22 protein-coding genes and 1 tRNA gene are annotated in these 19,613 nt (G+C 70.8%); 19 read left to right on the top strand and 4 right to left on the bottom strand.

Annotated elements, in window-relative coordinates:
• Position 1: 1 nt before the first annotated feature.
• The 9 genes from DVK07_RS13825 (at position 2) to rpsB (ending at position 4,639) form a co-directional block, all read left to right on the top strand.
• Entirely contained in the window at positions 2-754 is a 753-nt protein-coding gene (locus DVK07_RS13825) for a DNA-directed RNA polymerase subunit D (protein WP_121597603.1), read from the top strand.
• A 149-nt stretch (positions 755-903) separates the two neighbouring features.
• Positions 904-988: transfer RNA gene (locus tag DVK07_RS13820), tRNA-Leu, on the top strand.
• Between the two features lie 39 nt (positions 989-1,027).
• Positions 1,028-1,381, top strand: a complete 354-nt coding sequence (locus DVK07_RS13815) for a 50S ribosomal protein L18e (protein ID WP_004595256.1) — start codon at positions 1,028-1,030, stop codon at positions 1,379-1,381.
• Positions 1,378-1,827 (top strand): 50S ribosomal protein L13, encoded by a 450-nt coding sequence (locus tag DVK07_RS13810; protein ID WP_017344393.1) that lies wholly within the window; start codon positions 1,378-1,380, stop codon positions 1,825-1,827. Before DVK07_RS13815 ends, DVK07_RS13810 begins: the two co-directional genes overlap by 4 nt.
• Positions 1,821-2,219 carry a 30S ribosomal protein S9 gene (locus tag DVK07_RS13805; protein WP_004595258.1) on the top strand — a complete coding sequence of 133 codons (399 nt, stop codon included), beginning with the start codon at positions 1,821-1,823 and terminating at the stop codon, positions 2,217-2,219. Before DVK07_RS13810 ends, DVK07_RS13805 begins: the two co-directional genes overlap by 7 nt.
• Positions 2,220-2,231: 12 nt before the next feature.
• Positions 2,232-2,426, top strand: a complete 195-nt coding sequence (locus DVK07_RS13800) for a DNA-directed RNA polymerase subunit N (RefSeq protein ID WP_006628058.1) — start codon at positions 2,232-2,234, stop codon at positions 2,424-2,426.
• Positions 2,427-2,428: 2 nt separating this feature from the next.
• Entirely contained in the window at positions 2,429-2,605 is a 177-nt protein-coding gene (locus DVK07_RS13795) for a DNA-directed RNA polymerase subunit K (RefSeq protein WP_004595260.1), read from the top strand.
• A complete protein-coding gene (eno, locus tag DVK07_RS13790) occupies positions 2,605-3,807 on the top strand; it encodes a phosphopyruvate hydratase (protein WP_121597602.1) in 1,203 nt (400 codons plus the stop codon). The genes DVK07_RS13795 and eno overlap by 1 nt, the downstream gene beginning before the upstream one ends.
• Positions 3,808-3,823: 16 nt before the next feature.
• Positions 3,824-4,639 carry a 30S ribosomal protein S2 gene (gene rpsB, locus DVK07_RS13785; RefSeq protein WP_121597601.1) on the top strand — a complete coding sequence of 272 codons (816 nt, stop codon included), beginning with the start codon at positions 3,824-3,826 and terminating at the stop codon, positions 4,637-4,639.
• Between the two features lie 81 nt (positions 4,640-4,720).
• Here the strand turns inward: rpsB and DVK07_RS13780 are convergent, their stop codons facing one another.
• From DVK07_RS13780 to DVK07_RS13770, 3 genes are all read right to left on the bottom strand, one after another.
• Positions 4,721-5,071 (bottom strand): DUF4870 domain-containing protein, encoded by a 351-nt coding sequence (locus tag DVK07_RS13780; protein ID WP_121597600.1) that lies wholly within the window; start codon positions 5,069-5,071, stop codon positions 4,721-4,723.
• A 324-nt stretch (positions 5,072-5,395) separates the two neighbouring features.
• Complete coding sequence (locus DVK07_RS13775; protein ID WP_233565426.1) at positions 5,396-6,235, bottom strand: hypothetical protein; 840 nt, start codon at positions 6,233-6,235, stop codon at positions 5,396-5,398.
• A 22-nt stretch (positions 6,236-6,257) separates the two neighbouring features.
• Positions 6,258-7,214: a halo transducer protein gene (locus DVK07_RS13770; protein WP_121597598.1), complete on the bottom strand. Its 957-nt coding sequence runs from the start codon at positions 7,212-7,214 to the stop codon at positions 6,258-6,260.
• A 208-nt stretch (positions 7,215-7,422) separates the two neighbouring features.
• On the opposite strand from DVK07_RS13770, the gene DVK07_RS13765 reads away from it, so the two are divergent.
• From DVK07_RS13765 to DVK07_RS13720, 10 genes are all read left to right on the top strand, one after another.
• Positions 7,423-8,664, top strand: coding sequence for a PstS family phosphate ABC transporter substrate-binding protein (locus DVK07_RS13765; protein WP_121597597.1), 1,242 nt, complete (start codon positions 7,423-7,425; stop codon positions 8,662-8,664).
• Positions 8,665-8,823: 159 nt separating this feature from the next.
• Positions 8,824-9,957: a phosphate ABC transporter permease subunit PstC gene (pstC, locus tag DVK07_RS13760; protein ID WP_121597596.1), complete on the top strand. Its 1,134-nt coding sequence runs from the start codon at positions 8,824-8,826 to the stop codon at positions 9,955-9,957.
• Positions 9,957-11,585: a phosphate ABC transporter permease PstA gene (gene pstA / locus DVK07_RS13755; protein WP_121597595.1), complete on the top strand. Its 1,629-nt coding sequence runs from the start codon at positions 9,957-9,959 to the stop codon at positions 11,583-11,585. Before pstC ends, pstA begins: the two co-directional genes overlap by 1 nt.
• 5 nt (positions 11,586-11,590) lie before the next feature.
• On the top strand, positions 11,591-12,514 hold the full coding sequence (pstB, locus tag DVK07_RS13750; protein WP_121597594.1) for a phosphate ABC transporter ATP-binding protein PstB: 924 nt from the start codon (positions 11,591-11,593) through the stop codon (positions 12,512-12,514).
• A gap of 4 nt (positions 12,515-12,518) precedes the next feature.
• Positions 12,519-13,190 carry a phosphate signaling complex protein PhoU gene (gene phoU, locus DVK07_RS13745; protein ID WP_121597593.1) on the top strand — a complete coding sequence of 224 codons (672 nt, stop codon included), beginning with the start codon at positions 12,519-12,521 and terminating at the stop codon, positions 13,188-13,190.
• 1 nt (position 13,191) lies between these two features.
• Positions 13,192-14,217 carry an AbrB/MazE/SpoVT family DNA-binding domain-containing protein gene (locus DVK07_RS13740; RefSeq protein ID WP_121597592.1) on the top strand — a complete coding sequence of 342 codons (1,026 nt, stop codon included), beginning with the start codon at positions 13,192-13,194 and terminating at the stop codon, positions 14,215-14,217.
• Positions 14,218-14,282: 65 nt separating this feature from the next.
• Positions 14,283-15,299 carry a mevalonate kinase gene (gene mvk / locus DVK07_RS13735; RefSeq protein WP_121597591.1) on the top strand — a complete coding sequence of 339 codons (1,017 nt, stop codon included), beginning with the start codon at positions 14,283-14,285 and terminating at the stop codon, positions 15,297-15,299.
• Positions 15,296-16,129 carry an isopentenyl phosphate kinase gene (locus DVK07_RS13730; protein WP_121597590.1) on the top strand — a complete coding sequence of 278 codons (834 nt, stop codon included), beginning with the start codon at positions 15,296-15,298 and terminating at the stop codon, positions 16,127-16,129. The genes mvk and DVK07_RS13730 overlap by 4 nt, the downstream gene beginning before the upstream one ends.
• Before the next feature lie 87 nt (positions 16,130-16,216).
• Positions 16,217-17,260, top strand: coding sequence for an Mrp/NBP35 family ATP-binding protein (locus tag DVK07_RS13725; protein WP_121597589.1), 1,044 nt, complete (start codon positions 16,217-16,219; stop codon positions 17,258-17,260).
• Positions 17,257-17,607 (top strand): hypothetical protein, encoded by a 351-nt coding sequence (locus DVK07_RS13720; RefSeq protein WP_121597588.1) that lies wholly within the window; start codon positions 17,257-17,259, stop codon positions 17,605-17,607. Before DVK07_RS13725 ends, DVK07_RS13720 begins: the two co-directional genes overlap by 4 nt.
• Positions 17,608-17,643: 36 nt before the next feature.
• Here the strand turns inward: DVK07_RS13720 and DVK07_RS13715 are convergent, their stop codons facing one another.
• Positions 17,644-19,530, bottom strand: coding sequence for an aldehyde ferredoxin oxidoreductase family protein (locus tag DVK07_RS13715; protein ID WP_121597587.1), 1,887 nt, complete (start codon positions 19,528-19,530; stop codon positions 17,644-17,646).
• Positions 19,531-19,613: the final 83 nt, after the last annotated feature.

The following is a 19,613-nucleotide window of genomic DNA, read 5'->3' as shown; positions in this document are numbered from 1 at the left end:
CATGACCGAAGACGAATTCGACGTCCAGTACGTCGAACGGGACGATCGCAGCGCGCGGGTGCTGATCCGCGGGCTCACGCCGGCGTTCGCCAACGGCATCCGCCGCGCGATGATCGCCGACGTCCCGACGTTCTCGATCGACACCGTCCGGTTCGTCGAGAACTCCTCGGTCATGTTCGACGAGATGATCGGCCTACGTCTGGGGCTCGTGCCCCTGACGACGCCGCTCGACGACTTCGAACTCGGCGACGAGGTCACCCTCGCGCTCGACGTCGAAGGCCCGGCGACGGCGTACTCCGGCGACATCGAGAGCAGCGATCCGCTCGTCGAGGTCGCCGACGAGAACGTCCCGATCATCGAGCTGAAGGAGGGTCAGCGGTTGGAGTTCGAGGCCGACGCGGTCCTCGACACCGGCAAGGAGCACGCCAAACACCAGGGCGGCGTCTCCGTCGGCTACCGCCACCTCCAGCGCGTCTCGGTCGAGGGCGACCGCGGCGAGTTCGACGACGACGAGCCGAACATCCTCCGCGGCGTCATCGAGACGCCGGAGGGCGACGTCGAGCTCACGGACGAGTTCGACAACGACCTCTCGGAACGGTTCCCCGGGAAGGAGGTCGCGGTCGAGGACGTCCCCGGAGCCTTCGTCTTCCACATCGAGACGGACGGCTCGTTCGACGTCGAGGAACTGCTGCTCCGCGCCATCGACACCATCGAGGAGCGCGCGGACGAACTACAGACGAAAGTCGCAGTCTAAGGAAATGACGGCCCTTCGAACCATCCCCCTGACCGTCGCCCCCGCCCGCAGCCGCGGCGCCGCTCCGACCGCCGGAGCGCCCGCGACCGACCGCGGGGACGCCGGGACCGAAAGTGGTTTGAAGGGAGCCGGAATACGGTGGAGTGCACGCAGGGATAGCCAAGTCAGGCCAACGGCGCAGCGTTCAGGGCGCTGTCCTGTAGAGGTCCGCAGGTTCAAATCCTGCTCCCTGCACTCCGTTTTCCACGAACTCTCCACTCAGGAGGGACAGCTATGAGTAGCAAGACGAATCCGAAACTACAGAACCTCATCGCCGATCTGAAGTCGGTCTCGCGCGACTCCGGTGCCAACGTGTGGCAGGACGTCGCCGACCGATTAGAGAAGCCACGGCGCACGCACGCTGAGGTCAACCTGGGCCGAATCGAGCGGTACGCTCAGGAAGACGAGACGGTCGTCGTCCCCGGCAAGGTGCTGGGCAGCGGTGTGCTCGAAACGAACGTCACCGTCGCCGCCGTCGACTTCTCCGGGACCGCCCGGACGAAGATCGACCAGGCCGGCGAAGCGGTGACGCTGGAACAGTACGTCGAACAGAACCCCGAAGGAAGCAACGTGCGGGTGATCCGATGAGTCTCGCGAAGATAGACGCGGACGTCGTCGTCGACGCCCGCGACTGCATCCTCGGTCGCGTCTCCTCCGAGGTCGCGCAGCGCGTCCTCGCCGGGGAGACCGTCGCCGTCGTCAACGCCGAGCGCGCCGTCATCACCGGCAACGAGGAGGCGACGATGGAGACGTACCACAAGCGCGCGGAGCTCGGCTCGGACAGCGGGCCCTACTACCCCAAGCGTCCGGACCGGATCTTCAAGCGCGCCATCCGCGGCATGCTGCCGTACAAGTCGGAGGACGGCCGCGAGGCGTTCTCGAACGTGCGCGTGTACGTCGGGAACCCCTACGAGCGCGACGAGGACGTCGACAGCGTCGTCCTCGACGGCACCTCGCTCGACCGCCTCTCGAACATCAAATTCACCACGCTCGGGGAGATCTCCGAGTCTCTGGGAGCCAACGTCACATGGTAACGAACACCTCAGGCAAGAAGAAGACGGCCGTCGCCCGCGCCACCGTGCGCGAGGGCGAGGGCCGCGTGCGCATCAACTCCCAGCCAGTCGAGCTGGTCGAACCGGAGCAGGCGCGGCTCAAGATGCTGGAGCCGTTCCGCATCGCGGGCGAGGAGCTCCGCGACGGCGTCGACATCGACATCGACGTCGAGGGCGGCGGCTTCAGCGGGCAGGCGGACGCGACGCGGACCGCCATCGCCCGCGGCCTGGTCCAGCACCTCGGCGACGCCGAGCTGCGCGACGCGTACATGAACTTCGACCGCACCCTGCTGGTCAACGACGTGCGCCAGTCCGAACCCAAGAAGTGGGGCGGACCCGGCGCGCGCGCTCGCTACCAGAAGTCCTACCGCTGAGGTGATCCAGTCATGATGATCCCCGTCCGGTGTTTCACGTGCGGCAACGTCGTGGGTGAACACTGGGAAGAGTTCAAAGAGCGGGCTCGCGAGGGCGACGAGGACCCCGGCGAGGTGCTCGACGACCTCGGGGTCGACCGGCACTGCTGCCGGCGCATGCTGGTGAGCCACCGCGACCTCGTCGACGTCGTCTCGCCGTACCAGTAACCATGTCAGAACAGCGATACAATCGGTACGAGAAGGCACGCATCCTCGGCGCGCGAGCGCTGCAGGTGTCCTACGGGGCGCCCGTGCTGATCGACACGGACCAGACGGAGCCGATCCTCGTCGCCGCGGAGGAGTACGACGCGGGCGCGCTCCCGTTCACGGTCCGGAGGGAGAGCTGATGACGCGGATCACCAGCGTCTCGCTGCGTCGCGTCCTCGACTCGCGCGGGAATCCGACGGTCGAGGCCGACGTGCTCACCGAGTCCGGCGGCTTCGGCCGCGGGGCGGCCCCCAGCGGGGCCTCGACGGGCGAGTACGAGGCGATCGAACTGCCCGCGAGCGAGTCGATCGCGAAAGCCCGCGAACACGCGGTGCCGCGCCTCGAAGGCGTCTACGCGGGCGACCAGCGCGCGGTCGACAACGCGCTGCGCGCCGCCGACGGGACGGACGACTTCTCCGCCATCGGCGCCAACAGCGCGGTCGCGGTCTCGATGGCGGCGGCGAAGGCGGCCGCCGACGTGCTGGGCGCGCCGCTGTACCAGCACCTCGGCGGCGCGTTCCGCGGCGAGAACTTCCCGATCCCGCTCGGCAACGTCGTCGGCGGCGGGGAGCACGCCAAGGAGGCGACCCACATCCAGGAGTTCCTCGCGGCCCCCGTCGGGGCGCCCAGCGTCTCGGAGGCCGTCTTCGCGAACGCCGCGGTCCACGCGGCGGTCGCGGACGTGCTCGACGAGCGCGGCGTGCCCGCGGCGAAGGGCGACGAGGGCGCGTGGGCGCCCCCGATCTCGGACGCGGACGCGTTCGAGGTCGTCGACGAGGCGGTCGACCGCGTCGAGGCAGAAGTCGGGTTCGAGATCCGCTTCGGGCTCGACATGGCCGCCGCCGAACTGTACGACGACGACGCCGAGGCGTACGTCTACGGCGACGAGACGAAGTCGGCCGACGAGCAGATCGAGTACGTCGCCGGCCTCGTCGACGAGTACGACCTCGCGTACGTCGAGGACCCGCTCGACGAGAACGACTACGAGGCGTTCGCGGAGCTGACCGACCGGGTCGGCGACCGGACGCTGATCTGCGGCGACGACCTGTTCGTCACCAACGTCGAGCGGCTCCAGGACGGGATCGACGCGGGCGCGGCCAACAGCATCCTGATCAAGCCGAACCAGATCGGGACGCTGTCGGACGCGTTCGACGCGGTCGAGCTCGCCGCCCGCAACGGGTACGAGACGGTCATCTCCCACCGTTCGGGCGAGACCGAGGACACCACCATCGCACACCTCGCCGTGGCGACCGACGCCGGCTACATCAAGACCGGCACGGTCGGCGGCGAGCGCACCGCCAAGCTGAACGAACTGGTCCGCATCGCGGACGACGCGGTATGACGGGCCCACACCACGCATGAGCGAAGACAACGACGCGGTCGAACTCGACGACGACGCGGAGACCGAGGCGGTCGACGCGGCGGTCGAGGAGGAGGCCGACACGACCGAGGAACCGACCGCCGCCGCCGAGTCCGACGAGGCGACGGCCGAGACGAGCGAGCCCGCGGCCGACGTCGACGAGGGTGTCGACGACGACGCCGACGAGGAGGAAGCGGCCTCCCCGTTCGACGACGACGTCATGCCCGACGACGACGTCGACCTGCTGATCCCCGTCGAGGACTACCTCTCCGCCGGGGTCCACATCGGGACCCAGCAGAAGACGGCCGACATGGAGCGGTTCATCCACCGCGTCCGCGACGACGGGCTGTACGTCCTCGACGTGAGCCTCACCGACCAGCGGATCCGAACGGCCGCGGACTTCCTCGAGAACTACGACCCCGAGCAGATCCTGGTCACGTCCTCGCGGCAGTACGGCCGGTTCCCGGCCGAGAAGTTCGCGGACGCCATCGGCGCCCGCGCCCGCACCGGGCGCTTCATCCCGGGCACGCTGACGAACCCCGACTACGCCGGCTACATCGAGCCGGACGTCGTCGTGGTGACCGACCCGATCGGCGACGCGCAGGCCGTCAAGGAGGCCATCACCGTCGGCATCCCCGTGATCGCGATGTGCGACTCCAACAACCAGCTGTCGAACGTCGACCTCGTCATCCCGACGAACAACAAGGGTCGCCGCGCGCTGTCGGTCGTCTACTGGCTCCTCGCCAACGAGACGCTCGACCGCCGCGGCGCCGACACCGTGTTCGCCCTCGAGGACTTCGAGGACGAACTCTAACGCGGTCGTTTTCCGAGTTCACTTTCGTTTCGCCTCTCTCACCGACGAGCCGTCGGTACCGCGATTCGGAGGGCGGTGCGCTCAGACGATGTCCGGCGTGAACGGGTACGAGTACACCTGTCCGTCGTTGGCCTTCACCGTGGCCACGAGGACCAAGACGAGGTCGACGATCCCGATGATCGGGAACAGCAGGAGCCCGATGAACACGAAGCTCAGGACGGCGGCGAGCATGAGCGCGGCGAAGATCACTATCTGGAAGTTCAGCGAGTTCTTCGCGTTCCGCTTGACGAGTTCGTCGTCGTCGTCCGCGAGGATCAGGAACAGGATCGGGCCGAGGAACGACGCGAAGAGCGCCGACGCGTGCGCCAAGGCTGCCAGCGTCGTGTCGCCCTCGACGCGCCCGCCGCCGGTCTCGGTTGCGGTGGTTGACATAACGGGAGTGAGAATTCGGAGCGGATTGATAAGCTTTGGGAGGACGGGTCGGTTCCGGGTCCCGGTCGTCCGCCTCTACCCGCGTTCAGTCGCCCGACGACGGCTCGTCGACGGCCGTCGCATCTTCTGCGCCGGCCGCCGCCTCCTCGGGCACGTCGTGGGTCTCCTCGCGGTCCCCCAAGTAGACCGCCACCCAGTGGGCGGGGGACGGGGCGGTGTCGAGCGTCGTACATCCGCTGACGGCGAGGAGGGCGGCCGACGCTCCGGTGACGAACGCACGGCGAGTCGTGGAGGGTGTCGGCGCGACGTACTCCGTGTAGTAACTTAACAGACAGGTCCGCCTCCGGCCGTCCCCGCCTCGGCCGTGGCGTTCGCGCTCGCGGCGGGGAGCCACGCCGGCGGCGCGACCTCGCTACCCGGGGACCGGGGCGCGACCACGTACTCGAACTGCTTGGACTCGCCCGCTTGAGCGTACGCGAGCCTGGCCTCCCGGATGACGCCGTCTCGGTCGACGGTCAGGTAGCCGTCTACCTCGGTCGCGTTCCGGACCGCGACGGCCGTCGCGGCGTACCGGATCAGCCGTTCGCCGTCCTGGTCGACGGTCCGGACCGCGCGGAACTCCGCGACCGTCAGGACCCGGGAGGCGACCGCCCACATCGAGTCGGCCGCGCGGTACCTGGTCGCCGCCACCGACCCGTTGGACGCATCGAAGGAGATGTCCCTGTTCCGTGCGCTCCGGCTGTACCGGACGCCGCCGTCGACGTACACCTCGCTGCGCGTGACGTCGACGTACCCGTTGTGAACGTCGAGTCGGAACCGGGTCCGCTCCGAGGTCGCGTCGTACTCGTAGTCGGCGTACGCCCCGGCGCGGAAGCGCTCGACCGCGACCCCCGTCACCGGCTCCGTTCGGAGGAAGGCCACGGACCGCTCGCGCGCCGTCGCGATGTCGATCCCCGTCCGGGAGAACCCGTCCGGAAACGAGACATCGCCGAGACGCCCGCCGGCGTCGGCGGTCGCGTTCGAGCGATGCTCGGGCGGCTGAGAGTCGGGCGGCGCGGCGTCGGACGGCGCCGGTCCGCCCGGAACGAAGCCGCCGCACCCCGCGAGCAGGATGAGGAGGGCGACCGCGGCCGCGGCGCGGACCCGCTGAGACACGTCTCTCACTCGTGGTCTCGCGGTGATGACGCTACGGGCGCCCCGAATCCGCGGTCTCGTCGGCGGGCGCCCCGGACAGCGCCGACCGAGCCTCCGCGACGGTGTCGTCCACGCGCGCCCACGCCACGGGCGGCTCGACCGCCTCGAGCTCCGTGTCGAGCGCGTCGAGCCGTTCGCCGAACAGGTCACCCCAGTCTGGGCCGTCGGCGAGCGCCGCGCCGTGTGCGGCCACCTCGGTTTCAAGCTCGTCGAGCCGCGCACCGACGTCATCCGGGAAGGATCGGTCGTCGCGGTCGGCCCACGCGCGGAGGTCGTCCGCCTCGGCGCGGAGGTCGGCGACGACGAGGTCGAGGACGCGCGTCTGGACGGCGGCGTCGAACCGCCGTTCCCGGTCGGGCTCCTCGGCGACCCGGAGCGCGTCGACGGTCTCCGCGAGGGACTCAGCGGACTCCTCGGCGGCCTCGATCTCGTCGACGAGGCCGTCGTGGCGGCGGTTCGCGGAGGAGAGCCACGCCTCGAACGCTTCGAGTTCCGTCTCGAGGTCGTGGGCGATCCGGACGACCTCCTGTGCGCCGGTCGTCACCTCGTGGAGGTCGACCGCGGCGCGGTACACGTCCGTCGGCGACTCTCGGTCCGCCCTAGCCGCCCCCAGATCGTCGCCGAGCGCTTCGACCTCCGCTCGGAGGTCGCCGAGCCGCGCCTCGAACGCCCGCCTGCGGACGTCGACGACGTCGAGGTCGGGCGCCTCGGCGGCGGCGTCGGTCGCCTCCTCGTGGGCGCGCGTCGCGAGGTCGACCCGCGTCTCGGCGGTGGCGAGGATCTGTGCTACGTCGGTGACGGTCGACTCGAACGCCGCGGCCGTCACGGTTCCATCGTCGGTGACGGGATCGAGTCGACGGCGGATCGACTCCGGATCCGCGTCCGCTCGGTCGGCGACCTCGTCGACAACTACGTCGACTGAAACGTCTTCCGTCGCGGGTCGGGCCATGTCCAGTCGTATTCGACGCCGCGGTGTTATACCTTCGGTCAGACCGCTTTTTTCTGCGATAGAGGCCATTAAAGTGCTATACTGTGCTATGTATTCTATTTATCTCGCTATTAGAGATACGGGAACTACTGACCGCTATCGCCGGCCACGGATAGAGACATATCAGAAATATAAACCAGTTTAATAGACCACGCTGTGTCTCTATTCGATGTCAGACCGGAACTGGGTCGACGGCGGCGTGTCGCGGCGGAAAGTTCTCATCACGTCCGGAGCGCTCGGAACCGCCGGGTTGGCGGGCTGTAGCGGAAGCAGCGACGGCGGCGACGGCGGCGACAGCGGATCCGGCGGCGACGGTGGCGACGGCGGCGACGGCGGATCCGGCGGATCCGGCGGTGACGGTGGCGACGGCGGGCAGAGCACGGCGCTGCTCAACGCCGAGGGCTCCTCGACGGTGTACCCCATCTCGAACACGGGGAGCTCGTACTGGAACTCCAACGCGCCGCCGAGCGACGGCGAGTACTGGGGCGCGAACGACAAGACCTCCGTCCCCGGCTGGGATCAGCTCGCCGACGACGGCGCGGGCGACATGCTCATCGCCGACTACTTCGCCTCGAAGTTCGGCTTCGAGCCGACCGACCAGCGCTCCTCGCCGCCGTTCCCGACGACGGTCGGCCTGAGCCACTCGGGGACCGGCTGCGAGGCCGTCACCGAGGGGCTCGTCGACATCGGGAACTCCTCCGGCCCGATCACCGCCGAGCTCGGCTGGAGCGAGGAGGAGGCCCAGAACAGGGTCGTCGACAACGTCGTCGGCCGCGACGGACAGCCGGTCGTCGTCAGCTCCGACGTCGCGGACGCCGGCGTCAGCCAGCTGACGGGCGAGGACGTCCGCGGGATCTACCAGGACGAGATCACCAACTGGAACCAGATCGACGGCATCGACTACGACCAGGAGATCTACGCCATCGGTCGCGCCGAAGGGTCCGGCACCGACACCTCGTTCCGCCTGAACATGCTCGGCGGCGCCGACGCCGCGATGCCCGGCGTCGACACCCGCTTCGGGCAGAACCAGCAGGTCGCGCAGGCCGTCTCCCAGAACGAAGGCTCGATCGCGTACATGGCGCTCGCGTTCACCAGCGAGACGGTCACTCCGATCTCCATCGACTTCGACGGGACGCTGTACGAGACCAGCCGCGACGCGGAGAACACGATCTTCGACAGCGAGTACCCGCTCAACCGCGACCTCCACATGTACACCCTCATCGAGGAGAACAATCCCGACGGCGGCGGCTACGACCGGCGCGAGGCGGCGTTCGTCAACATGTTCCTCAACGAGTTCGGTCAGAGCGTCTTCGTCGAGGGGAACAACTACATTCCGCTGCCGACGAGCGACCTCGAATCGATGAAAGAGCAGGTGTCGTCGGTCGCCACCGAGGACCTGCTGGCGCCGTAGTCCGAACCGGATCGGTCCCCGTTACACGCCGCGACGGAACCGTCGCGCCGGGGGTCGCTTTCCCTCCGACGTCTGCGCCGCTAAGGCGTTCGGAACCCGGTTTCGAGGAGAGAGCGTTTCTACGACACACGGAACACAAATGCCACTCATACCAAATCCATGGCACAGGTAACAGACTCCCGGAGCGGACGGATCCGGAACGCGGTCGGCGAGCAGGTCCGGCGGACCAGGCGGTTCGTCGACGAGACCGAGCCGGCCGCGCTGGCGATCATCGCGGTGATGGCGCTGTCGCTTTTCGGCGCGCTCGTCGGGTTCCTCGCCGTCTCGGACTGGACTATCGTCCCCTTCGCCGCCTTCCTCGGGTCCTCGGCGGTCGGCTGGGTCCGCTATCAGGAGGAGACGGCGTACGTCATCGCGCTGATGATGACGGTGTCGACGATCCTCATCCTCGGGCTGATCGTCGTGTTCATCTTCCGGGAGTCGATCCCGGTGATCCGGTACGAGAGCGCGACGGTGTTCGGGATCACGGTCCCTGGGATCCGGATGTTCATCCAGCCTGAGTGGGACGCCGTCTCGCCGCCGATCCGGTACTCGATGGTGCCGATGATCCACGGGACGGTGATGGTCACGCTCATCGCGTCGGCCGTCGCCGCGCCGCTCGGCGTCTCCGCGGCGCTCTTCCTCTCGGAGATCGCCCCCGCGACCGTCCGCGAGGTCGTCAAACCCGGCGTCGAGATCCTCGCCGGGATCCCCTCGATCGTCTACGGGTTCATCGGGTTCACCGTGCTCGGCCCGTGGGCCTCCGACCAGTTCCAGACGACCGGGCAGGGGTCGTACCTGTTCGTCGGCATCGTCGTCGGGCTGATGGCGCTCCCGACCGTCGTCTCCGTGGCCGAAGACGCCCTGAGCAGCGTCCCGGAGTCGATGAAGAGCGGCTCGTTGGCGATGGGGACGACGGACTGGCAGACGATGACCTCGATCACGCTGCCGGCCGCGTTCTCCGGCGTCTCCGCGGCGGTTCTGCTCGGCGTCGGTCGCGCCATCGGCGAGACGATGGCCGCCACGGTGATGCTCCGCGGCGTGCCGCGGCTGACGGAGCCGCTCGTCAACGTCTTCTACGGACAGGAGACGCTGACGTCGATCATCGCGCGGAACTACGGCGAGGCGGACGGGCTCCAGATGGACGCCCTGTTCGTCGCGGGCGTGATCCTGTTCGTCACCGTCCTCGTCATCTCGATCGGCGCGCAGTACATCGAATGGCGGATGCACGAGCGGCTCGGGGGTGAGATCTGATGGCGGGAGCGGGCCGGACCGACACGCGGCTGGTCGAATCGGAGACCACGGAGACGGACGCCGTCGCGGGCGTCGCCGTCGGCCTCTCGGCGGTCCTGTTCGCGCTCGCCGTCGCTGCGCTGTTCGAGCGCGTCAGCCTCACCGGCTCGCTGTTCGGCGTCCCGACCGTGACGCTGCTCGGCGGCCTCCTGACCGCGCTCGGCGTCGCGGTGATCGCCTTCGGCGTCGGGTCGCGGTTCGGCTACGTCGAGACGAATCCGGACCCGAGCGCCGGGCTCATCGCTGGCTTCGGCGCCGCCGTCCCGTGGGTCCTGATCGGGGGCAGCGTCGCGAGCCAGACGCTCGGCCTCGGCGTGGGAGTCGGCGCCGTCGCCGGGGTCGCTACCGGCGCCGTCGCGTTCGCGGCCAGCGTCCTCCCGCGCGAGGACCTCGGATCGACCGTCCCGCTCGGCGCCCTCCTCGGGGTGACGGGGCTCGTCTTCCTCACCGGCGTCATCGGCCCGACGTGGGTGTGGGAGCTCGGCTGGGCCCAGCAGGCCGCGGTCACCGCGGAGTTCCTCATCCCCGTTTCGACGCTGTTCAGCGCGCTGTACGGCGGCTGGGCCTCGGCGAAGGCGTACGGCGGCTTCGGTGCCCGCGGGCGACACATGGGCGCGTACGTGCTCGTCTACGTGAACGCGCTCTCCATCGTCGCCTTCCTGTTCATCCTCGTCGCCTTCGTGGTCGTTCAGGGGATCCCCGGCCTGCTGAACGGCACCGAGTTCGGATTCGGGACCGGACCGACGACGTCGGTCTTCGGCGTGTCGGTCGCGCTCCCGGTCTCGGTTCCGTTCCTCATGAACGGCGTCGCCCTGTTCAACGACTTCCAAGGCGTGCTGCCGGCGATCGTCGGCACGGTTTGGCTCGTCGTCGGCGCGGTCGTGCTGGCGGTCCCGCTGGGCGTCGGCGCGGCGCTGTTCCTCACCGAGTACGCCGACCGCGGGCGGTTCACGCAGGTCGTCGAGGTCGCGACGAACGGGCTGTGGAGCACCCCGAGCATCGTGTTCGGGCTGTTCGGGTTCGCCTTCCTCATCCCGCGGTTCGGCAACGGGAAGTCGCTGCTCTCCGGAATGATCACGCTCGGCTTCATGCTGCTGCCGCTCGTGGTGATCACGTCCCGCGAGGCGATGCTCTCCGTTCCCGACGAGTACCGCGACGCGAGCGCCGCCCTCGGCGTCTCGAAGTGGCAGACGATCCGGAGCGTCGTCCTCCCGGCGGCGCTGCCGGGCGTCGTCACCGGCGTCATCCTCGGCGTCGGTCGGATCGCCGGCGAGACGGCGCCGATCCTGCTGACGATGGCCGGCGGGACGTTCGTCCCGGGCTCCCAGACGGCCGACGTCATCGGCGGTTTTCAGTTCACGTCGGCGCCGCCGTTCGTCGCGAACCCGGAGCTCCTCCAGGCCACCTCGGCGCTCCCGTACCAGCTGTACGCGCTGATCACGGCCGGCGTCGGCGCGAGCAGCAACGTCGGCAACGCGGACGAGTTCCGCTGGGCGACGGCGCTCGTGCTGCTCGTCGTCGTCCTCTCCTTCTACGCGATCGGCATCGCGACGCGCTACTACTTCCGGCGGCGGCTCAAGCACACCTGAATCCGATGAGCGAGAACACCACCACTACCCCACAGACGCAGACCGCACAGACAGACGCCGATCCCTCACCGACCACGACGACGGGCGAGACCGTCGAGCAGACCCGCGACGAGTGGACGGACTACGAGTTCCGGGGCGAGGCGAAGATGGCCGTCGAGGACCTCGACGTCCACTACGGCGACGACCACGCCCTGAAGGGCGTCTCGATGGAGATCCCCGAGGAGAGCGTCACCGCGCTCATCGGCCCCTCCGGCTGCGGGAAGTCGACGTACCTCCGGTGTCTCAACCGGATGAACGACCGGGTCAGCTCCGCCCGGATCGACGGCTCGGTGAAGCTCGACGGCCGAGAGATCTACCAGGACGGCGTCAACCTCGTGGAGCTCCGGAAGCGGGTCGGGATGGTGTTCCAGTCGCCGAACCCGTTCCCGAAGACGATCCGCGAGAACATCGCCTACGGCCCGAAGAAGCACGGCGACCTCGACACCGGGCTCCTCGCCCGACTACTGAACCGGAGCGACGCCGACGAGCGCGACGATCTCGTCGAGCGCTGCCTCCGCGACGCGGCGCTGTGGGACGAGGTGAGCGACCGGCTCGACGACAACGCGCTCGGACTCTCGGGCGGGCAACAGCAGCGCCTCTGTATCGCGCGCTGCCTCTCCGTCGATCCCGAGGTCATCCTGATGGACGAGCCGGCCTCCGCGCTCGACCCCATCGCCACCGCGAAGATCGAGGACCTGATCGACGACCTCTCCGAGGAGTACACGGTCGTTATCGTCACGCACAACATGCAACAGGCCGCGCGCATCTCGGACCAGACGGCGGTGTTCCTCACGGGCGGCGAGCTCGTCGAGTACGGCGACACCGATCAGGTGTTCGAAAACCCCCACAGCGAGCGCGTCGAGGACTACATCACCGGCAAGTTCGGGTGACCCCATGCCCCGGGAACAGTATCAGGACTCGCTCGACGAGCTCCGGTCCGACGTACTCGCGATGGGCGACCGGGTGATCGCTCAGGTCGAACGGAGCCTCGACGCCGTCGAGCGCCGCGACGAGTCGCTCGCCCAGTCGGTCGTCGACCGCGACGCCGCGGTGAACGAGACGTACCTGCGCTTGGAGGACCGCTGCGTGGACCTGTTCGCGCTCCAGCAGCCGGTCGCGGGCGACCTCCGGTTCGTCACCGCCTCGTTCAAAATCATCACGGACCTCGAACGGATCGGCGACCTCGCGGTCAACCTCGCGAACTACCTCCGGACGGCGACGCGGACGCTCTCCCCGGAGGTGCGGCTCGCCGACATCGGCGAGGCGGCGCGCGTGCTCCTCGAACGAAGCCTCGCCGCGTACCAGGCCGAGGACGCGGCCGCGTGCCGGGCGGTCGCGGCCGACGACGACGAGGTCGACGCGCTGTGTCAGCGGGCGAGCGAGAGCGTTACCCGCGACCTGATCGCCGGGAGCGACGGGGACGGTTGGGAGGCCGAGCGGGTGTTGGACGACGTATCGCGGGTTCTGTTGACGATCCGAGACCTCGAACGGGTCGCGGATCACGCCGTGAACATCGCGGCGCGGACCCTCTACATGGTCGAGAACGACCCGGAGCTGCTCTACTGAAATGGAGTCACGAAAAGTACAGACCGTCGGCAACGGAACGTACACCGTCTCGCTCCCGAAGGAGTGGGCGGAGTCGCAGGGCGTCTCGTCCGGCGACACCGTGACGCTCCACGACCACATCGACGGCGTGCTGGCGGTCCAGACCGGGAACGGCGACGGCGTGGACCCTCCGGTCGCACGGATCGAGTCGGCCGACCCGGAGGTGATCGAGCGGGCGTTGTGGGCGGCCTACGCCGCCGGCGCGCGCGAGGTCACGCTCGAACGGGACGAGCCGCTCACCCCTGACCAGCGGCGCGTCGTCGAGCGGGTCGCCCGCAACCGGGTCGGGATGTCGGTGGCCGCGGAGTCGGAGACCGCAACGACGGCCCAGATCATGCTGGACTCGACGGAGGTGTCGGTGAGCCAGTCGCTCCGACAGCTGGCGTTCACCGTGCGCTCGATACACCGCGACGCGGTGGAGGCCCTGGCGGCGCCGCCGGACGCGTCGCCGATCGGCTCGCGCGACGGGCAGGTCGACCGCCTCGCCTCGATGATCGACCGGTCCGTCTCCCGCGGCATGACGGACCTGGACGAGGTCGACGCGCTCGGCACGACCCGCCCGGAGCTGTTCGAGTCGTGGACTGCGATGCGGGAGCTGTGCCGCTTCCGCGACGCGGCGGCGGACATCGGGGACGCCGCGGCGGCCCTCGACCGCCCGCCGTCGGCCGCGCGACTGGCGACGTGCCGCGATGTCGGCCGTGCGGTCCGGGAGGTCGTCTCCGACGGGGTGAGCGTCGCCCTCGGCGACGAGGGCGCCGACGTCGCTCGGAGCGCGGTCGGCGAGCTGCGCCGGACCCGCGACGAGCTCGACGCGCTCGACCGGCAGCTGGACGGCGCGGCCGAGGGCGCGGTCGAGCTCCGTCGCGCCGCGCGCGGGCTGCGGCGAACAGCGGAGTGTGGTGGAGACGTGGCGGAGATCGGGCTGCGCCGAGCGGTCCGGTGCCGCGAGACGATACGCGACCGCGAGCCGAGCCGGACGAACGAGTAGCCGTCGGGTCGCGTCCGGACCCGGCAAGCGCAACGCCTGTAAGCGCGCGGAGAGAGGTGACTCGTATGACCGTTTGCGAGGCGCCGGGGAAGGTGTACCTCTTCGGCGAACACGCCGTCGTCTACGGCGAGCCGGCCGTGCCCGCAGCCATCGAGCGACGCGCGGCGGTGACCGCCGAGCCGCGCGAGGATGACCACGTTCGCGTCGAGGCCGAGGACCTCTCCCTGGACGGGTTCACGGTGGAGTACGCCGGAAGCACCGGCGACCGCCCCGACGTCGACGTGCCGACCCCGCTCGTCGAGGCCGCGATGGGGTACGTCGACGCCGCCGTCGAGCAGGCGCGGGACGCGGCCGACGCCCCCGACGCCGGCTTCGACATCACCGTGGAGAGCGACATCCCGCTGGGCGCGGGGCTCGGGTCGTCCGCGGCGGTGGTCGTCGCCGGCATCGACGCCGCGACGCGCGCGCTCGGCGAGCCGCTCGACCGCCGCGAACTCGCCGACCGGGCGTACCGGGCCGAGTTCGAAGTACAGGACGGGCAGGCCTCCCGCGCCGACACCTTCTGCTCGACGATGGGCGGCGCGGTCCGCGTCGAGGGCGACGACTGCGAGCCGATCGACGCGCCGAACCTCCCGTTCGTCGTCGGCTTCGACGGCGGCGCGGGCGACACCGGCGAATTGGTCGCCGGCGTCCGCGCGCTGCGCGAGGAACACGAGTTCGCGGCGGACACCGTCGAGTCCGTCGGCGACCTCGTCCGGACGGGCGAGGGGCTGCTCGCGGACGCCGACCCCGAGAGCGACCCGGAGCCGGAGCTGCTCGCGGAGTTAGGCGAGCTGATGGACTTCAACCACGGGTTGCTCGCGGCGCTGGGGGTCTCAGCCCGGTCGCTCGACGCGATGGTCTGGGCCGCGCGGGACGCGGGCGCACACGGCGCCAAGCTCACCGGCGCGGGCGGCGGCGGCTGTATCGTCGCCCTCGACGAGAGCGACGCGACGGAGACGGCCCTCTCGTTCACGCAGGGCTGCGAGGAGGCGTTCCGCGCCGAGCTGGCGACCGAGGGCGTCCGGGTGGTGGAGCCGTGACGGGCCCCGGCGCGGCGGACGCCGGTACGGACGGCGACGAGGCCGCCCCCGACGCCGACGCCGCTGACGACGCCGCACCCCCCGTCGTCCTCAAGCTCGGCGGGAGCCTGATCACCGAGAAGGACAGCCCCGAGACGCTCGACGACGACGCGCTCGACGCCGCCTGCGACGCGGTCGCCGAGGCGCTCGCGGCGGGCGACGTCGACCGGCTCGTCGTCGTCCACGGCGGCGGGAGCTTCGGGCACCACCACGCCAGCGAACACGGGGTCTCGACGACCGACGGGACGCGCGACGCGAACGCAGTGGCCGCGGTCCACGGCGCGATGAAGCGGCTGAACGCGCACGTGTTAGAGCGGCTCCGCGAGCGCGGCGTGCCCGCGGTCCCCGTCCACCCGCTGTCGCTCGCGGCGCGGGCGGAGGGGGCGGACGGCGGGCTCGACCTCCCGCTCGGGTCGACGGCGACGCTGCTCGGGGAGGAGTTCGTCCCGGTGCTCCACGGCGACGGCGTGGCGACCGCCGGGAGCGGCGTCACGGTCGTCTCGGGCGACGAGCTGGTCGTCGAACTCGCGGCGGGACTCGGCGCGCGCCGCGTCGGCGTCTGCTCGACGGTCCCCGGCGTCCTCGACGGCGACGGCGACGTGATCGCCGAGATCGACGCGTTCGAGGCGGTTGCGGACGCGCTCGGCGCGAGCGACGCGACGGACGTCTCCGGCGGCATGGCCGCGAAGGTGCGGGAGCTGCTCGCGCTCGACGCCCCGGCGTACGTGTTCGGCGCCGAGGGGCTGGCGCCGTTCCTGCGCGGGGAGGGCGCCGGGACCCGGATCGACTGAGCGCGAGAGCCCGAGCTGGCGGGGGGTAACGACGCGCGTTCGGGCCCGTACAGAACCCTTATTCGACCCACGGCCCTCCCCTCGGACATGAACGAATCGGACGTGCGGGAGCGGCTCGCGGACGTGCGCGACCCCGACCTCGGCGGCGACATCGTCTCGCTCGGCTTAGTGAACGACGTCGAGGTCGACGAGGCCGCCGGAATCGTTCGCGTGTCGCTCGCGCTCGGCGCTCCTTTCTCGCCGAACGAGTCGGCCATCGCGGACGACGTGCGCGAGACGCTCGCGGACACCGGCCTCGACGTGGAGCTGTCGGCGTCGATTCCGGACGATCTCTCGGCGGACGAGCAGGTCCTCCCCGGCGTCCAGAACGTGATCGCGGTCGCCTCCGGCAAGGGCGGCGTCGGGAAGTCGACGATGGCCGTCAACGTCGCCGCCGGGCTCTCCCAGCTCGGTGCGCGCGTCGGCCTCTTCGACGCCGACGTGTACGGGCCGAACGTGCCGCGGATGGTGTCGGCCGAGGAGCGGCCCGAGACCGACGGCGAGACGATCGTTCCTCCCGAGCGGTTCGGGGTGAAACTGATGAGCATGGACTTCCTCACCGGCGAGGACGACCCCGTCATCTGGCGCGGCCCGATGGTCCACAAGATCATCACCCAGCTCGTCGAGGACGTGGAGTGGGGCGAGCTCGACTACCTCGTGATGGACCTCCCGCCGGGAACCGGCGACACCCAACTCACCATCCTCCAGACGCTCCCGCTGACGGGCGCCGTCATCGTCACGACGCCGCAGGAGGTGGCGCTCGACGACGCGGTGAAGGGGCTCCGGATGTTCGGCAAACACGACACGAACGTCCTCGGCATCGCCGAGAACATGGCCGGGTTCCGCTGTCCCGACTGCGGCGGCTTCCACGAGATATTCGGCTCCGGGGGCGGGAAGGCGCTCGCCGCGGACCACGACCTGCCGTTCCTCGGGGGGATCCCGCTCGACCCCGACGTTCGCACCGGCGGCGACGACGGTGAGCCCGTCGTTTTGGAGGACGGCGAGACCGCGGACGCGTTCAAGGTGCTCGTCGAGAACGTCGCGAACAACGCCGGCGTCGTCCGCCGCCGGGGGGTGAGCGAGGGGCGATGACCGGGGGGGACGAGGACCGAGGGGCCGAGGGAAGTGGCGACGCGGGAGGCGCCGCGAGCGACGACCGCGAGGACCCCCTCGCCGCCGCCGGCGTCGATCCGGTCGTGCCCGAGTCGGCGACCGACGCGGCCGAGGAGGCGTTCGCCGCGGACGACGAGGTCCGCGAGTTCCTCCGGGACGTGGCCGAGGACGTTCGGGGGAACAGCTCAGAGAGCAAGCAGCTCTCGGCGGTCCTCTACCGGGTCTCGGACCTGTACGACCCGGACGAGGAGACGTCGCCGGAGGAGATTTACCTCAACGTCCGGCACATCATGCGGATCAAGTCGGAGGGCGGACTGCGCCGCTGAGGCGGCGACGGCGAGGCCGGATCTCCTCTGTCCCGCTCAGTCGTCCGAGTCGGCCGTCCTCGGGTCGATCGGCCGCTCGTCGATCGGTGTGGCGTCGTCGACGACGTCCGCGAGGCCGAGCCGGTCGAGCGTCGCCGGCGTCGGGAGGCCGCGGTCGCCCCACCCCCGCGCCGCGTAGTAGCGGTCCAGCAGGCGGTCGAACGCGTCCACGTCGACCCCCGGCGTCCCGTCCGCCGCGGGGGTGCGGAGCGGCTCGGGGAGCGCGTCGTGCGCGCGGTCGAACCCCTCGCGGGCGTTGAACAGCCGGGTGAGCGTCCAGATCCGCTCGCCGGTGGTCGCGAGCGCGGCGACCGAGTCGTCCGACCCGACGGAGTCGTCGCCGCGGTCGGCGACGTCGACCGCGGGGTGATCGACCGCCGCGAGCCACTCCGCGCCGAGGTCGGCCCAGACCGCCTCGCCGACGAAGTCGTCGACGACGAGGCTCCACAGCACGGACCGCGCGTTCTGCTCACCGACCACGTCGCGTACCCGGTCGGCCGGGGACCGGTCCGGCCGAGCGAGGGGCTCGGTGTCCTGCGGTCGCGCGCGGCGGTGGCACGCGCCGCGGTCGCTCGTCGCGTACGCGAGCGCGACGCCGACCGCCGCGCGCGGGTCGAAGCCGGGCAGCGCCATCGACTTCACCGTGGGCACGAGCTCCGCGCCGCCGAACCGCGCCGCCGCGGCGTCGACCCCGTCGGCGAGCGCGTCCGGCAGGTCGGGGTCGACGTCGAGGTCCGGCGGCGCCTCGCGGGCCGCGATCGCTTCTACGAGGCGCTCGGCGCCGTCGGCGTCCCCGAACGAGACCGGACAGTCGACGACTCCGGCCTCCCCCGCGCGGATCGCCCACGCGACCGCGTTGCCCGCGCCGATCACGTCGAGGCCGAGCCGGTCGCAGACGCCGCAGAGCTCGACGACGCGGTCGAAGTCGTCTACCCCGAGCCCGGCGCCGAGCGTGATCGGCGCCGCACCGCGGGGGACCACCTCCCCGTCCGACGTGTCGATCCGGAAGCCGCCGGGGACGGTCGAGTCGTCCCCTTCGTCGGCCTCGCCGACCCCCTCCCGCCCCGTCGCGCGCTCCAGCGCGGCCTCGACGCCGATGTCGTCGGCGCCGTCGAAGCCCGTCCCCGTCCACCCCTCCGACGCGAGGATTCCGACCTCGTTCGCGTAGTCGACCGTCTCGACCGTCTCGCCCGCGGCCTGCCACTCGCCGGTCGGGTCTCGGCCGTAGGCCGCCGCGTCGCGGTCGCGGAGCGCGGCGAGATCGTCCGGGACCGTCGGCGGCGGGTCGCGCGCGACGACCGCCTTCAGTCGTTTCGCGCCCATCACCGCGCCGGCGCCGCCGCGGCCGGCGTGGTGGTCGCCGCCGTCGCTCGCGACCGTCGCGTACGCCGCCTCGCGCTCGCCCGCCGGGCCGACGCAGGCGACGCCGGCGTCCGGGAACCGCGCGGCCGTCTCGGCGGCGTCGGCGCCCCACGCGTCGCTCGCCTCGATCCGGGCGCGGCCCCCCTCGATCTCGATCCGGACCGGGCGCTCGGCGGCGCCCGTCACGAGAAGGCCGAGGCAGTCGCCGAGCGACCCCACGAGCCGGTCGGCGAAGTCGCCGCCGGCGTACGAGTCGAGGAAGCCGCCGGTGAGCGGGGACTTCGTCACCGCGGCGTAGCGCGTCTCGCCGGGGAGGTAGCCCGCGAGCGGCCCGACGAGGAGCGCGAGGAGGTTCTCGGGCCCCGTCGGGTCCGTTCCCGGCGACAGCTCCTCGTAGAGGTAGCGCGCCCCGAGCCCCTTCCCGCCGACGTAGTCGCGTCGCCAGTCGCGGGGGACGCGCTCGCGGGCGGTCTCGCCCGTCGAGAGGTCGACGCGGAGGACGTGGGTGCGGCGCCGACTCATTTGGATGCCCTGCGCGGCGAGGACGTATCAATCTGTTCGCCGCGGAGGTCGACGCCCGCGCGGTGCTCCCGCCGCCGGTGGAC

Source organism: Halorubrum sp. Atlit-26R (assembly GCF_003666015.1).
GTDB lineage: Archaea > Halobacteriota > Halobacteria > Halobacteriales > Haloferacaceae > Halorubrum.
The sequence above is the reverse complement of the archived record's forward strand: the minus strand, read 5'-3'. Positions and strand labels throughout refer to the sequence as shown.